General features: G+C 70.1%; 17 protein-coding genes. 3 read left to right on the top strand and 14 right to left on the bottom strand.

The window, feature by feature from the left end; genetic code table 11:
* Positions 1-2: 2 nt before the first annotated feature.
* From ABZT93_RS21400 to ABZT93_RS21365, 8 genes are all read right to left on the bottom strand, one after another.
* Entirely contained in the window at positions 3-2,042 is a 2,040-nt protein-coding gene (locus ABZT93_RS21400) for a pectinesterase family protein (protein ID WP_356106556.1), read from the bottom strand.
* An 81-nt stretch (positions 2,043-2,123) separates the two neighbouring features.
* Positions 2,124-2,981: a hypothetical protein gene (locus tag ABZT93_RS21395; protein ID WP_356106555.1), complete on the bottom strand. Its 858-nt coding sequence runs from the start codon at positions 2,979-2,981 to the stop codon at positions 2,124-2,126.
* A 133-nt stretch (positions 2,982-3,114) separates the two neighbouring features.
* Positions 3,115-4,560, bottom strand: a complete 1,446-nt coding sequence (locus tag ABZT93_RS21390) for a HAMP domain-containing sensor histidine kinase (RefSeq protein WP_356106553.1) — start codon at positions 4,558-4,560, stop codon at positions 3,115-3,117.
* Positions 4,557-5,294, bottom strand: a complete 738-nt coding sequence (locus ABZT93_RS21385; protein ID WP_356106551.1) for a response regulator transcription factor — start codon at positions 5,292-5,294, stop codon at positions 4,557-4,559. Before ABZT93_RS21385 ends, ABZT93_RS21390 begins: the two co-directional genes overlap by 4 nt.
* 108 nt (positions 5,295-5,402) lie before the next feature.
* Positions 5,403-5,585 carry a hypothetical protein gene (locus ABZT93_RS21380; RefSeq protein ID WP_356106549.1) on the bottom strand — a complete coding sequence of 61 codons (183 nt, stop codon included), beginning with the start codon at positions 5,583-5,585 and terminating at the stop codon, positions 5,403-5,405.
* A 29-nt stretch (positions 5,586-5,614) separates the two neighbouring features.
* Complete coding sequence (locus ABZT93_RS21375) at positions 5,615-6,769, bottom strand: trypsin-like peptidase domain-containing protein (RefSeq protein WP_356106548.1); 1,155 nt, start codon at positions 6,767-6,769, stop codon at positions 5,615-5,617.
* 182 nt (positions 6,770-6,951) lie between these two features.
* On the bottom strand, positions 6,952-7,974 hold the full coding sequence (locus tag ABZT93_RS21370) for a LacI family DNA-binding transcriptional regulator (protein ID WP_351988794.1): 1,023 nt from the start codon (positions 7,972-7,974) through the stop codon (positions 6,952-6,954).
* Between the two features lie 119 nt (positions 7,975-8,093).
* On the bottom strand, positions 8,094-8,861 hold the full coding sequence (locus ABZT93_RS21365) for a response regulator transcription factor (RefSeq protein ID WP_356106546.1): 768 nt from the start codon (positions 8,859-8,861) through the stop codon (positions 8,094-8,096).
* A gap of 118 nt (positions 8,862-8,979) precedes the next feature.
* Here ABZT93_RS21365 and ABZT93_RS21360 point away from each other — a divergent pair, with 118 nt between their 5' ends.
* Genes ABZT93_RS21360 through ABZT93_RS21350 form a run of 3 tightly spaced genes read left to right on the top strand, consistent with a single transcriptional unit; the run spans position 8,980 to position 11,278 of the window.
* Positions 8,980-9,840, top strand: a complete 861-nt coding sequence (locus ABZT93_RS21360; RefSeq protein WP_356106545.1) for an alpha/beta fold hydrolase — start codon at positions 8,980-8,982, stop codon at positions 9,838-9,840.
* A gap of 38 nt (positions 9,841-9,878) precedes the next feature.
* Positions 9,879-10,133 carry a MoaD/ThiS family protein gene (locus tag ABZT93_RS21355; RefSeq protein ID WP_007382997.1) on the top strand — a complete coding sequence of 85 codons (255 nt, stop codon included), beginning with the start codon at positions 9,879-9,881 and terminating at the stop codon, positions 10,131-10,133.
* Positions 10,134-10,135: 2 nt separating this feature from the next.
* Positions 10,136-11,278: a hypothetical protein gene (locus tag ABZT93_RS21350; RefSeq protein WP_356106543.1), complete on the top strand. Its 1,143-nt coding sequence runs from the start codon at positions 10,136-10,138 to the stop codon at positions 11,276-11,278.
* Here ABZT93_RS21350 and ABZT93_RS21345 read toward each other — a convergent pair.
* The 6 genes from ABZT93_RS21345 to ABZT93_RS21320 all read right to left on the bottom strand — a co-directional run bounded on the left by ABZT93_RS21345 (position 11,271) and on the right by ABZT93_RS21320 (position 14,321).
* The gene (locus tag ABZT93_RS21345; RefSeq protein WP_356106541.1) at positions 11,271-11,660 is read right to left on the bottom strand and encodes a VOC family protein; all 390 of its coding nucleotides are present in this window, start codon (positions 11,658-11,660) and stop codon (positions 11,271-11,273) included. The genes ABZT93_RS21350 and ABZT93_RS21345 overlap by 8 nt on opposite strands.
* A gap of 10 nt (positions 11,661-11,670) precedes the next feature.
* On the bottom strand, positions 11,671-11,931 hold the full coding sequence (locus ABZT93_RS21340) for a DUF3099 domain-containing protein (RefSeq protein WP_356106540.1): 261 nt from the start codon (positions 11,929-11,931) through the stop codon (positions 11,671-11,673).
* 72 nt (positions 11,932-12,003) lie between these two features.
* Positions 12,004-12,291 carry a DUF1416 domain-containing protein gene (locus tag ABZT93_RS21335; protein WP_007382995.1) on the bottom strand — a complete coding sequence of 96 codons (288 nt, stop codon included), beginning with the start codon at positions 12,289-12,291 and terminating at the stop codon, positions 12,004-12,006.
* A gap of 59 nt (positions 12,292-12,350) precedes the next feature.
* Entirely contained in the window at positions 12,351-13,190 is an 840-nt protein-coding gene (locus tag ABZT93_RS21330; protein WP_037710971.1) for a sulfurtransferase, read from the bottom strand.
* Between the two features lie 108 nt (positions 13,191-13,298).
* Complete coding sequence (locus ABZT93_RS21325) at positions 13,299-13,379, bottom strand: Ms5788A family Cys-rich leader peptide (protein ID WP_350751515.1); 81 nt, start codon at positions 13,377-13,379, stop codon at positions 13,299-13,301.
* Positions 13,380-13,592: 213 nt separating this feature from the next.
* A complete protein-coding gene (locus tag ABZT93_RS21320) occupies positions 13,593-14,321 on the bottom strand; it encodes a DUF2993 domain-containing protein (protein ID WP_356106537.1) in 729 nt (242 codons plus the stop codon).
* Positions 14,322-14,332: the final 11 nt, after the last annotated feature.

Raw genomic sequence — 14,332 nt, 5'->3', positions numbered from 1 at the left:
GATCAGGACGCGCTCGGCGTCCAGTCGCCCAGCCAGTCCGCGACCTCTTGGTCGGCGGCCTGCGCGTCGGTCAGCTGCGGCCGGTTGGAGGAGGCCGCTCCCGAGCCCGCGCCGGTGTTCTTGTACTCCGCGAACCGGTCGTCCTTCCAGGAGAAGCCGCTCATGTCGGTCCACGGCGTGGACTTGACCGCCGCGCTCAAGGACGTGTTGCGGACCGTCGCCTGCGGGTCGAGGCTCGCGTCACCGCCGGCGTGCCAGGGGCGGCCCAGGTAGAAGCTCGCGGCCGAGACGTCCCCGTTCACCGTCGAGTTGGCGATGAGGATGCCCTTGCGGTTGGCGGCGGTGCTGGGCGCGGTGACGTAACCGGCCGAGGAGCCGTCCCAGCGCTTCTTCAGCGTGATGACTGACTTGTCGATCACCGCGGTGGCCCGGCCGAAGATGAAGTCGACGTTGCCGACGACATAGGAGTTCTTCATGTAGACGCGGCCCAGCTTGTCCTTGGCGGCGGTGTCCACGAGCAGTGTGTCCTGGTCGCCGGTGACGATGACCCCGTCGAGGAACACCTTGTCGGCGGCGGTGCGCAGGGCGACGGCCTGCTGGGCGATGTTCTGGTTCGCCTTCTCGTCGAAGTCGTTGGAGACCGTCAGGTTGCGGGCCTGGAAGTCGTCGGCCTCCACGGCGACCGTGGCGCTGCCGCCGGTGCCGTAGGTGCCCGAGCCGTCGGGCTTGGGGGTGCCGGACGCGTTGTTGTAGACGATCACCGTGTCATTACGGCTGGAACTCGTGCCCTGGATGGTCACGTGCGGCTTGTTCGACGGCACCTTGACCAGCTCGCGGTACGTCCCCGGCTTCACGGAGATGACCACGCGGGAGGTGTTGCCCGCCGGTACGGCGTTCACGGCGGCCTGCACGGTCGAGTACTGGCCGCTGCCGTCCTTGGCGACGGTGAGCGTCGTGGCCGCCGCCTTGGTGGTGGCCGTGGCCGTCGTACCGATCGAACCGCGCGGCCCCGCACCCGACTTCAGCAGCGCGGGCACATCGGCCGTCGTGTCGAGGGTGTAGGCGTAGTACGTCCTCGGATCGAAGGCGGTGCCCCCGCTCTCGTTCCTGCCGCTCGTGCCCACGAAGGTGTTGCCCTTCTGGACGATGCTCGCGGTGCTGTCCTTGATGACCGGGTTCTTGAAGCCCTGGAAGTAGGAGTTCTCCAGGACCATCTTCGTCGCGCCGCGCGAGTAGTTGCCGTAGGAGGAGTTGATGTCCGTCCCGGCCACGTCCTCCAGGAAGTTGTTGTAGAGGTGGGCGTGGGCCGCGTTGTCGGTGGAGGGATTGCGCTGCTCGGTCTCGCGGATCCAGTTGTGGTGGACGGTGATGTCGGTGACGACGTTCTCCGTCCAGCCGATGCCGAACGCCTTGTTGTCCTGGCTGAGTTTGTTCCAGGAGACCGTCACATAGGTGCTGTCCTTGCGGACGTCGATGAGTCCGTCGGCCATGTGCCGCAGATCGTTGTGGTCGATCCACACATGGTGGGCGCCGTCCATCTGGATGGCGTCGAAGTCGTGTTCCTTGTCGTTCCAGACACCTTGGTAGGCGTCCCTGATGGTCAGGTTCCGGATGATGACGTTGTGCACACCGGACCCCAGGAAGAAGCCGCCGCCGACGATCTGCCCGGAGGTCCCGGACCCGACGATGGTCTTGTTCGACTGGACCTTGATCTCCTTGCCGACCGGGTCCATGGTGATGGCCGCGGCGACGACGATGACGTACGGCTCGCTCGCGGTCGCGTACTTCTCCAGGTCGGCGAGCGTCCTCACGGTGACGATCTGACCGTCCCGGCCGCCGTACGTCCCGTTCTGGCCGAGCGCGTCGACGGAGGCGAAGCCGTCCGCGGTGGCGGTGGCCCAGGTGGGGGCGGCGGTGGTGGTGGCGGAGGCCTTGGGCTGGGCGCCGGGCAGCAAGCCGTAGGCGAGTCCTCCGGCGGCCGTCAGGGCGAGCGGAACACCGAGGGCGAGTGCGGTGGTTCGGCGTCGGCGATGCTGGGCCATGGGGTCATCCGTTCCGTGCGGGGGGGTAGGGACCGCAGTGCAGTCGCCGCCCCCGCACGGAAGGTTGCCGCGCGAATTCGCCTACTTGGCGCAGGACTTCGGGTCGAGGTTCTCCTGCCACTTGTCCTCACGGCCGTCCGGCCGGCCGTCGGGCAGGAGCTTGTCGGAGACGCCGTCGATGTAGTAGCCGTACGAGTAGATCGTCTTCCAGCTCGCGTCCCGGCCACGCCAGGTGTGCGCGGTGACCTCGCCGTCGCCCTTGTTCCACTGGTAGTCCTCGACGTAGAACACCGGGTTCACGCGGACCACCCGCTGGTACGGCGTCCAGGTGGTCGCCACCTGGCTGCAGGGCGGTATCGACTTCTCGCTGCGCCGCTCGAAGGACGAGGTCTTCTCCCAGCCCCACTCGTAGCCGGCGCTGCCGCCCAGGGTGCCCGAGAAGATGCTCTTGGCCAGGGAGAGGCTGATGTTGGCGCCGACGCTCTTCTTGGCGAAGGTCTTGGTGCTGTACCCGCTGACGAAGGTCACCTTGTCCTCGGTCGTGCCGTGGTTGCCGGTCCACTCGGAGGTGCGGACGGGCTCGCCCTTCACGGACCAGGTCGAGGCCTGCGCGTACCCGCACCAGCCGCGGAACAGCTCCCACGGTCCGGCGGGCACCCACAGCCCGAACACGTCCCGCAGGTACTCGTCCTGCGTCTTGAACTCGCCGGTGTCGACGTTGAGCGCGCCGTAGACCCCGGTCAGGCTGGTCTCCTGGCTGCACAGCCGGTCCAGCATGACGTCGGTGTTCCCGGGGTCCACGCCCCGGACGTTCTGGGCCCCGCCGGGACCGGCCGCCTGGGCGGTCCCCGAACCGGCCAGCAGGCCGGTGACGGCGAGGGCCGCGGACGCGGCGGCGAGGGCGCTCTTCTTCAGAGTCGAGGTACGAAACAAACGCATGGGGGGTTCTTCACTCCTGAGTGCTGAGGACAGATGCGTGGGGCACCTGTTCGACACCTCAGGAAGCTGGCAGAGAACCCGCGAGTAGGGTCGAGAACGCGTGAAGGTTGACAGGACATCGACAGCTTGGCCTTCACAGTACGGCGGCGGGAGCCTCCGGTGGCGGAGTCGGCGCCCCCGGCAGTCGTACGGTCGCGACGGTGCCGCCGCCCTCGGCGTGGTCGAGGGTGACCTCGCCGCCGGACTGCTGGACGGTGCGGGCCACGATGGACAGACCGAGGCCGGAGCCGGGCAGCGCGCGGGCGCTGGGGGAGCGCCAGAAGCGGTCGAAGACGTGCGGGAGTTCCTCGGCGGGGATGCCGGGGCCGTGGTCCCGGACGGTCAGGACGCCCTGGGTGAGCCGGACGTCGATGATCCCGCCCTCGGGACTGAACTTCACCGCGTTGTCGAGGATGTTGACCACCGCGCGCTCCAGAGCGGCCGGTTCCGCGCGGGTGTACCAGGGCTCCAGCGAGGCGTTGACGGTCAGCTCCGGACCCCGCAGCCGGGCCCTGCGCAGGGCCGCCTCGACGGTGTCCTCCAGCGAGACGACCTGTACGCGTTCGCCGCGCTGGCCCTCCGAGCGGGACAGCTCCTGCAAGTCGCCTATCAGAGCGGCCAGTTCGGTCATCTGTGCCTTCACCGAGGCGAGCAGTGCCTTGCGGTCGGCCTCGGGGAGGGGGCGGCCGGTCTCCTCGCTGCGGGTGAGGAGTTCGATGTTGGTGCGCAGGGAGGTGAGCGGGGTGCGCAGCTCGTGCCCGGCGTCGGCGATGAGCTGCTGCTGGAGCTCGCGGGAGCTGGCGAGGGAGCTCGTCATCGAGTTGAAGGAGCGGGACAGCCGGGCGACCTCGTCCTCGGCGTCCTCCTCCACGGGGATGCGGATGCCGAGGTCCTCGGTCCGGGCCACGTGCTCGACGGCCTCGGTGAGCTTGTCCACGGGGCGCAGGCCGGCGCGGGCGACGAAGAGACCTGCGGCGCCGGCACCGAGGACTCCCACGCCGGAGACGAGGAGGAGGATGAGGGCGAGTTCGTTGAGGGTGGACCGGGTCCCCTTGAGGGGGGTCGCGAGAACCAGGGCGACACCCTGGGAGTCGTTCGTGTCGACGCCCAGGTACCGGGTCAGCACCCGTACGGAGTCGCCGTCCGCGTCGGTGCCGTTGCGGAAGTAGATCTCGTCGGCTCGCGCGTTCTTGATGACGTTCTTGTCGGCATCGGTGACCTCGACCGTGCCCGGGGAGTTCGGGTCGACACAGGGGTCGCCCTTTTCCTTGATCGCCTGGACGTAGTTGTTCCGGCCGGGGAACACCTGCGTGATCTTCTCCGGGGTCTGTGTGCACCTCGCGAGCAGCGATTCGACCGTACCGGGCCTGCTCGCCATCTCCTTCAGGTCACCGTCGACCTGGTCGTACAGCTTCCCCTGCACGATGAACCAGCACGTCACCGATACCGCCGCCACCGCGAACGCCACCGCCGCCGCCACGAGCAGTGCCAGCCGTGACCGGAGCGGAAGGGACCGGTACCGCCGTACGACCCTGTTCACTCCGCGCCGCCCTGGCGCAGTACGTACCCCACGCCCCGCACGGTGTGCACGAGCCGCGGCTCACCGCCCGCCTCGGTCTTGCGGCGCAGGTACATGACGTACACGTCCAGCGAGTTGGAGGACGGCTCGAAGTCGAAGCCCCAGACCGCCTTCAGGATCTGCTCGCGGGTCAGGACCTGGCGCGGGTGCGCCATGAACATCTCCAGCAGGGTGAACTCCGTACGGGTCAGCTCCACCGGCCGCCCCGCCCGGGTGACCTCCCGCGTCGCGAGGTCCATGCGCAGGTCGGCGAAGGTGAGCGCCTCGTCGTCCTCGACGGAACCCGCCCCGGCCGCCGCGGCGTAGGAGCTGCGCCGCAGCAGTGCGCGGACCCGGGCGAACAGCTCGTCCAGCTCGAACGGCTTGACCAGGTAGTCGTCGGCGCCCGCGTCGAGCCCGGTGACCCGGTCGCCGACCGTGTCGCGGGCCGTCAGCATCAGGATGGGGGTCGTGTCGCCCGCGCCGCGGATGCGCCGGGCGGCCGTGAGCCCGTCCATGCGGGGCATCTGGATGTCGAGGACGACCAGGTCGGGCCGGTACGCCGTCGCCTTGTCGAGCGCGTCGGCGCCGTCCACGGCGACCTGGGTGTCGTAGCCCTCGAAGGCGAGGCTGCGCTGGAGTGCTTCGCGCACCGCCGGCTCGTCGTCGACGATCAGGATGCGCTGGGGGTCACGGTCGCCTTCGGCGGGGCTCATGGCTGGGGATTCCTCGGGTGCGGTGGGAAGGACACGGGACTGAGGGTGGTCAACGCTTTCAGCCTCGCATGGTTCCCTGCTGGCGCTGAAGGACGTGCTCCGGCGGACTCAGCCGCGTGCGGCGCTGCGACGACGGCTGCGGGCGGCGCTCACCCCGCGGCGGGCCACCGCCGGGGACGCCACCTCGGGCGCCCGGGGCACCGGGGCGTGCAGTGCGTACGCCACGTCGAGGGCCAGGGCGAACCCGGCCGGGTCGGTACCGGCCACCGTGTGCGAAACCTGCTTGATCATGGCGTACTCCTCGCGAGGGTCGGGGGGTGTCAGCTGTCGGTGCCGCCGGCCCGCAGCGTGGCCAGGTCGGACTTGACGGTGTTGATCGGGATGGAGAAGCCGAGACCCGCGCTGCCTGCCGTGGACGAGTCCGAAGTGGCCGAGTACATCGCGGAGTTGATGCCGATGATGTTGCCGTTCATGTCGATCAGCGCGCCGCCGGAGTTGCCCGGGTTCAAGGACGCGTCCGTCTGGATCGCCTTGTACGTCGTCGTGGACGAGCCGGTGTCGCCGTTGAACTGCCGGCCGCCGAACTCGAACGGCCACTGGTCGCTGCCGCCGCCCTGGCCCTGGCTCTGGCCCTCGTCGGTCGCGACGGTCACGTCCCGGTTCAGGGCCGAGACGATGCCGCTGGTCACGGTGCCGGTCAGGCCCTCGGGGGAGCCGATCGCCACGACCTGGTCGCCGACCTGGACGCCGTCGGAGTTGCCGAGGGTGGCCACCGTCAGACCGGAGGCGTTCTCCAGCTTGATCAGGGCGAGGTCCTTCTTGCTGTCGGTGCCGACGACCTTGGCGGTGTAGGTCTTGCCGTCGCTGGTGCTCACCTTGATGGTGGAGGCACCGGAGATGACGTGGTTGTTGGTGATGATCTCGCCGTCACTGGTGATGATCACGCCGGAGCCGGTGGACTCGCCGGCGTTCGAGGTGGCGTTGATCTCGACGATGCTCGGGCTGACCGCCTTGGCGACCCCGGCGACCGTGCCCTTGGCGGAGGACGGCACCACGCTGGTGCTGGTGCTGCTGGAGGCGACCGTGCTGTCGTTTCCGGTCAGCTCCTGGATGCCGTAGGCGGTGCCGCCGCCTATCGCCGCGGCGACGATCGCGACGGCGGCGAGGAGGGCGAGGGGGCCACGGGTGCGCCTCTTGGGAGCGGGAGCGGGAGTGGGTGCCCCGGGCTCCCCGGGGGCCGCGGTGAGGAGAGCGGTTCCGCCGTCGTTGCCGTCACCGCCGTACGAGCCGGCGCCCCCGGAGGCGAAGGCGGCGGGCTGCGCGTGAGCCGGGGCCTGCGGGGCAGTGGCGGGCGGCTGGGCCGGCGGGGGCGGCCACTCGGGGTTCACGGGCGACGAAGCGTGCTGCTGCTGGGCGCCCTGGTAGGGGTTCTCGTACTGCTCGTACTCGCCGTCGCGGCGGAAGCTCTCGGTCATGACAAAAAGCTTGTCCCGCGACCATGAGAGCTTCCTGAGTGCTCCCTGAGAAGCCCGGCAGAACCTCGTATGCCCGATATAAAGCCGCCGCTGGCCTCCGGCCAGGTGTTCTCAGACGGCCTTCAGAAACTCACTCGCAGCCGTCATTCGCAGCCGTCATTCGCAGGCGTCATTCGCAGGCGTCATTCGCAGCCGCAGGACCGGCGCACGACCAGCTTCGACGGAAACACCTTCAGCCGCTCCCGGCGGGACCCCGCGACCCGCAGCCCGTCGTCCAGCACCAGATCCACCGCGGCCCTGGCCATCGCCGACCGGTCCGACGCCATGGTCGTCATCGGCGGATCCGCGAGCGCGGCCTCCTTGATGTCGTCGAACCCGATGACCGCCAGCTCGCCCGGCACGTCGATCCGCAGCTCGCGCGCGGCCCGCAGCAGGCCGATCGCCTGGTCGTCGGTGGAGCAGAAGATGGCGGGCGGCCGGTCGGGCCCGGAGAGCACTCCGAGCGCCACCTGGTACGCGTCGTAGCGGTTGTACGGCGCCTCGAAGAGCCGTCCCTCGGTCGGGAGCCCCGCCTCCTCCATGGCCCGACGCCAGCCCTCGACGTGATCGGAGACCGGGTCGCCGACGGAAGGGGTGTCGGCGGTGCCGCCCATACAGGCGACGTAGGGGTAGCCGTGGCCCAGGAGATGCTCGACGGCGGTCTTCGCGCCGGAGAGGTCGTCGAGGACGACGGCGACGTCGTCGATCGCCTCCGGCCGCTCGTGCAGCAGGACGACCCGGGCGTCCCAGGCGTCGATCTCGGCGGCCGCGTTGTCGTTCAGCGCGTGCGAGACCAGGATCAGCCCGGAGACCCGCATCCCGAGGAACGCGCGCAGATAGTGGACCTCGCGCTCACCGATGTAGTCGGAGTTCCCGACGAGCACCATCTTCCCGCGCTCGGAGGCGGCCTGTTCGACCGCGTGCGCCATCTCCGCGAAGAACGGCTGTCGCGCGTCCGGCACGATCAGGCCTATGAGATCGGTGCGCCTCGACGCCATCGCCTGGGCGACCCGGTCGGGCCGGTACCCCAGCTCCTTGATCGCGGCGAGGACACGCTCGCGCGTGGCCGGGGCGACCGGCCGGGGTCCGTTGTTGATGACATAGCTCACTACGGCGGTGGACGTTCCCGCCAGTCGCGCCACGTCATCCCTGGTTACCTTGGCCACGCGCGGAGTCTACGCGGATAAACCCGCTCTGGGCAGGGCGTGAAGGAGGTCCCCGTACTCCCGCTGTGAGCCGTGCGGGAGTACATCGGTGCCGGAGCCATGCCCATGCGCGGGACCCGCTACGCCTCTACGTCCTCGAGGGCGGCACTGTCGTCCGCATCCTCCACTTTTGCCCGGTCCGCCTTGGCCTTCGCCTCGTCGGTGACCCGGTCGCCCTTCTCGGGCGTAACGAATCGATAACCGACGTTCCGGACGGTCCCGATCAGCGACTCGTGCTCGGGGCCGAGCTTCGCGCGCAGCCGTCGTACGTGCACGTCGACCGTGCGGGTGCCGCCGAAGTAGTCGTAGCCCCAGACCTCCTGGAGCAGCTGCGCGCGCGTGAAGACGCGGCCCGGGTGCTGGGCGAGGTACTTCAGGAGCTCGAACTCCTTGAAGGTGAGGTCGAGGACCCGGCCCTTGAGCTTCGCGGAGTAGGTCGCCTCGTCGACCGACAGGTCGCCGTTGCGGATCTCCATGGGGGAGTCGTCGTTGACGATCTGCTGGCGGCCCATGGCCAGGCGCAGCCGCGCCTCGACCTCGGCCGGACCGGCGGTGTCGAGGAGCACGTCGTCGATGCCCCAGTCGGCGGTGACGGCGGCCAGGCCGCCCTCGGTCACGACGAGGATGAGCGGACAGCCGGGCCCGGTCGAGCGCAGCAGCTGGCACAGGCTGCGGACCTGGGGCAGGTCACGGCGTCCGTCGATGAGGATGACGTCGGCACCGGGGGTGTCGACGAGAGCGGGGCCCTCCGCCGGAGCCACGCGCACGTTGTGCAGGAGCAGGCCGAGGGCCGGAAGCACCTCCGTCGACGGCTGGAGGGCGTTGGTCAGGAGCAGCAGAGAACTCATATGTCTTGTTCCTCCTCGGTCCCGCGAGGTCACGGCTTTCGTATACAGGGGTATCCGAAAGCACAAAAGGACCCGGGGGCTGCATTGCCCGAGTCCTGTTCCGACGAGAATAGCCCACATGAGCATTGATCCGGCAGGTCGTGTGGCGTCTTCCACGGTAAGTCCGCACTCTGAGACGCGCAGACCTGCACCTATACGGACGTTTCTGCACACCGACGACGGTGTGACGATCGATTCCGTATACGATCCGCCCTCCTTCGTATACGACGCCTCCCGGCCACCCGCGCGTGACCTGGTGTTCGTGATGGCGCACGGTTTCACCGGCGACGTGGACCGCCCGCATGTTCGCCGGGTGGTGGAGGCTTTCACGCGGTACGGCGGCGTGGTCACCTTCTCCTTCCGCGGCCACGGCGCCTCCGGCGGGCGCTCGACGGTCGGCGACCGCGAGGTGCTGGACCTGGCCGCCGCGGTGGCGTGGGCCCGCGAACTCGGCCACACGCGTGTGGCGACCGTCGGCTTCTCCATGGGCGGCTCGGTGGTGCTGCGGCACGCGGCGCTGTACCGGCGGGAGAGCGGCGGTGGCGCGGACGCGCACACGGACGCGGTGGTCTCGGTCAGCTCCCCGGCCCGCTGGTACTACCGCGGCACGGCCCCCATGCGCAGGCTCCACTGGCTGGTGACCCGCCCCGCCGGCCGTCTGGTGGGCCGCTACGGGTTCCGCACCCGGATCCACCACCGGGACTGGGACCCCGTCCCCCTCTCCCCGGTCGAGGCGGTCCCCAGGATCGCCCCCACCCCCCTGCTCATCGTCCACGGCGATCGCGACGGCTACTTCCCCCTCGACCACCCGCGGATGCTCGCGGAGGCCGCCGACGGCCACGGCGCACTGTGGATCGAGCCCATGGGCCATGCCGAGCACGCGGTCGGCGACGAGTTGCTGGACCGTATCGGGGACTGGGCTGTCACAGCGGGCGGTTAGCCTGGGCCCCGTACACCACCGATCGATTGAGGAAGCGGATGCCAAAGGTCACGGTGCGCTACTGGGCCGCCGCGAAGGCCGCGGCCGGGATCGCCGAGGAGCCGTTCGACGCGGCCACGCTCGCCGAGGCGCTGGACGCGGCGCGCGAGCGACACCCCGGTGAACTCGTGCGCGTCCTGCGGCGATGCTCGTTCCTCGTCGACGGTGACCCCGTGGGCACCCGCGGACATGAGACGGTACGGCTGGCCGACGGCGGCACGGTCGAGGTGCTCCCGCCGTTCGCAGGAGGGTGACGATGACGAACCAGCCGTACGAGGGCTACGACCAGTACCCGCAGCAGGGCTGGCCGGCCCAGCAGGGGTACGACGACGCGCAGGCCGCCCAGCAGTACACCCAGCAGTGGCAGGGCCAGACCTGGGAGACCCAGGTCGGGGCACCGGCCGCGGGGCCGGCGTATCCGCCCCAGCAGGCGTACGACGCGGAGCAGCAGGGGTACGGCGCGGGGCAGCAGGGGGGCGCCGCTCCCGGTGCTTACGGACCCCCGTCCACCGGTCCCGGCGGTTACGGACCCCCGTCCACCGGTCCCGGTGCTTACGGCTCCGTGCCCGCGGCTCCCGTACCCGACGCCCCCGGAGCCGCGTCCTCCGACTACGGCCCCGCCACCGTCGCCGGCAATGCCCGGGTCACCGACGCCCAGCGTGCCCGGCTCGAAGGCCGGTCCCCGGTCATCGAGCCCGGTATCCAGCCCGCCGCGCTCACCGCGCTGCTCGGCCTGCTCCTCTCCGGTGCGGCGGCCGTCGGGTCGTACGCCCTCCTCGTGCCCCTCGTCGTCCTCCAGGCCGTCACCGCGGCCGGCTGGTTCCGGCTGAACGGCATGTGGCCCGCCCGGCAGGGCATCGCGCTGGCGTTCCTCGGCGCGCTGGTCGCGGACGCGGCCCTGCTGACGGCCGGCCGGGAGAACGCGCCCGCGGCGATCCTCGGCACCCTCGGCGTCTGGGTCCTGCTCAGCCTGGTGATGCAGCTCCGCTCGCACGCCGACCCCGACGAGCGGATGTACGGCCTGATGGCGACCGTCGCCTCGGCGGCCCTGGCGATCGTCGCGACCGGCCACCTCGCCGCGGACCCGGACGCGGTGACGGTCGGCGCGGCCGCGGTGGCCGTGGCGGTCCTGGCCCGCGCGCTGCCCCTGCCGACCCCGGCCTCCGTGGTCGTCTCCCTGCTCGCCGCGGCGGGCGCGGGCATCGCCGTCGGCGGCATGACGGGCATCGGCGCGAAGGGCGCCCTGCTCGGCGCGGGCGCCGCGGTGTGCGCGCTGATCGGCCACCGGGTCGCGAGCTACGACTACCCGTCCCGCTTCGTGCACTTCACAGCAGGCGTGGCCCTGCCCCTGGCCGCGGCGGCCCCGGCGGTGTACATCCTGGGCCGCGCGATCAGCTAGGCGTCTCGACCCAGAGGCAGAAAGGGTGCCCGGACGGGTCGTAGAGCACCCGTACGTCGTCCTGCGGCTGGTACTCGGCCGGCCGCGCTCCCTGAGCCACCGCCCGCGCGGTCTCGGCCTCCAGATCGTCCACCTCGATGTCCAGGTGCAGCATCATCTGCTGGTCGCCGGGCTTGCGGGTGGGCCAGACGGGCGGCACGTACGCGGGTTCGGTCTCGAAGGCCAGGGACGTGCCCGCGGTGCCGGCCGGCGGTCCGATGAGGACCCAGTGCGGCTCCTCGGCGCGCACCACGTACCCGAGCAGGCGCTGGTAGAAGGCGGCCAGTTCGTGGGCGTCGTGGGAGTCGAGGACGACGGTGGACAGCCTCGCGGAAGAAGACATGCCCGCCTTCCTACTGGTGCCGCTTCTTCCCGTCCAGCTCGTCCCACCACTCGTCGGACTTGGGGTCGCCGGAGGGGTCGTCCCACCAGCGGTCGTCGGGGCCGCGCCGGTTCGCGACGATCGCGGCGAGCGGGGGGATCACCATGGCGACCACGCACATCCCCACGGCCACCGGTACCGACCAGAGCCGCACGACGCCCCAGGCCAGGACGAACAGCCCGATGCACGTGCCCATCATGGCGAAGTAGACATGCCGCCGTCGCGCCAACATGGTTCCAGCGTAGGCCCGGACAGGCCGGAGGGCCGTACCCCTGGGGTACGGCCCTCCCACTGCTGACCTGCCTCAGACCGCGATCGCGACCTCGGCCAGGCCGCCCTGCTGGGCGACGACCGTACGGTCGGCGGTACCGCCGGGGACCAGCGCGCGGACGGTCCAGGTGCCCTCGGCCGCGTAGAAGCGGAACTGGCCCGTCGCGGAGGTCGGGACCTCCGCAGTGAACTCGCCGGTCGAGTCCAGGAGGCGGACGTAGCCCACCACAGGCTCGCCGTCACGCGTCACCTGGCCCTGGATCGTGGTCTCGCCGGGCTTGATCGTCGAGGCGTCCGGGCCGCCGGCCTTCGCTCCACACATGTCTTTCTCCAAAGAGGGGTCTGACCGGAAGGAAGGCCGGTCGGGTCGAACGGGGTGTCTTACTTGTTGGCGCCGAGCTCGATCGGAACGCCGACCAGGGAGCCGTACTCGGTCCAGGAGCCGTCGTAATTCTTGACGTTCTCGACACCGAGCAGCTCGTGCAGCACGAACCAGGTCAGGGCCGAGCGCTCACCGATACGGCAGTACGCGATGGTGTCCTTGGCGAGGTCGACCTGCTCCTCGGCGTAGAGCTCCTTGAGCTCCTCGTCCGACTTGAAGGTGCCGTCGTCGTTGGCGTTCTTCGACCACGGGATGTTGCGCGCGGACGGGACGTGGCCCGGACGCTGCGACTGCTCCTGCGGCAGGTGGGCCGGGGCCAGGAGCTTCCCGGAGAACTCGTCGGGGGAGCGCACGTCGACCAGGTTCTGCGAACCGATGGCCGCCACCACGTCGTCGCGGAAGGCGCGGATCGCGGTGTTCTGGGCCTTCGCCTTGTAGTCGGTCGTCGGGCGCTCGGGCACCTCCTCGACCAGCTCGCGGGCGTCCAGCTCCCACTTCTTGCGGCCGCCGTCGAGAAGCTTGACGTTCTCGTGGCCGTACAGCTTGAAGTACCAGTAGGCGTAGGAGGCGAACCAGTTGTTGTTGCCGCCGTAGAGGATCACCAGGGTGTCGTTGGCGATGCCCTTGGCCGACAGGAGCTTCTCGAAGCCCTCCTGGTCGACGAAGTCGCGGCGGACCGGGTCCTGCAGGTCCTTGGTCCAGTCGATGCGGATCGCGTTGCGGATGTGGTTCTTCTCGTAGGCGGACGTGTCCTCGTCCACCTCCACGATCGCGATGTTCGGGTCGTCGAGGTTGGCCTCGACCCAGTCGGCGTCGACCAGGACGTCGCTGCGGCTCATGCTCTTTCTCCTCCGGGGCAGTTGCGGCGGGGCGTGCGGAAGGGTGCGCGGGGCGCACGGATGCCCTGGGACGCCAGGGCGGGGGATGCGGAGGCCGGTGCCGTCCGCTCAGAAGGGGCGACAGAGCATGGCGGCGACGCGGCACAGGTCTACTGCCCGCCGCTTCGTGAGATCCGCCTGTCGCTTCATGGTGTCGATCGTAGGGACGGACATACCGGCATGTCACCGGTGTGTCGCATGTTGAGATGCGATCGTCCGGGATGTGAGACAAGAAAGCCGCCCGGGCCGTGCTCCCACGGGTCCCGGGCGGCTGCGGCCGTCATCACATCTACGGTACGGACGTCACCGTCTCGCCTGTCGGACGCACGCGTCCGGCGTGTCGTTCGTCCCGCCCGGCTCGTCCTACCCGGCGAGCTTGACGTCCGAACCCTTCACCGCGATCTCCACACCGTTCGCACCCGCTTCGACCCTGTCGAGCTTGATACCGCCCGGCAGGCCCTCGATCTTCTGGTCGAAGTCGGCGATCGAACGGACGTCGGAGTCGGCGAGGGTGATGTTGCCGAAGCTGGGGATCGAGTCGGCGTGCACCCGCACGGTGTCGCCGTCGACGACCGAGACGGTGCTGAGCACGGAGACGGGCTTCTCCAGGGCGCTCACCTTGATGTCGACCTTGATCTTGCCGTTCCCGCCGTCGGAGAGGCCGACGACCTTGGCGGTGACGCCCAGCGGGAGCTGGGCCTCCTCCGACCCGGCCGCCTTCAGCAGCTGGTCGTAGGCGATGGTCGCGGTGCCGGCGGCGGTGGACGCGGTGGCGGAGCTGTAGTCGCCGGAGAACGCGACACCCTTCATGGCGGCGCTCAGGTCGTCGATGCGGATCGTGCCCCCGCTGGTGCCGGTGTCCGCGTCGTAGTCCTTCATCCCGACCTCGACGTCGTCGAGCTCACCGCCGGCCACCTGGGTCAGGAACGGGAACCCCTTGATGTCCACGCTCGGCGTCGTGGTCAGCCCCTCCTGCGTCTTCAGCCGGTCCGCGACCTCGCCCTCCGCGAAGTGGACCGCCAGACGGTCGGCGGCGACGAACAGCCCGCCCAGAATCACGGCGATGATCAGAAGTATTCGCAGGGCGCGCATGCGGTGGATTC

Origin of the sequence: Streptomyces sp. NPDC005303, assembly GCF_040607335.1 — a bacterium.
In the GTDB taxonomy this organism is placed as follows: domain Bacteria; phylum Actinomycetota; class Actinomycetes; order Streptomycetales; family Streptomycetaceae; genus Streptomyces.
This window is presented reverse-complemented; position numbering and strand designations above follow the sequence as displayed.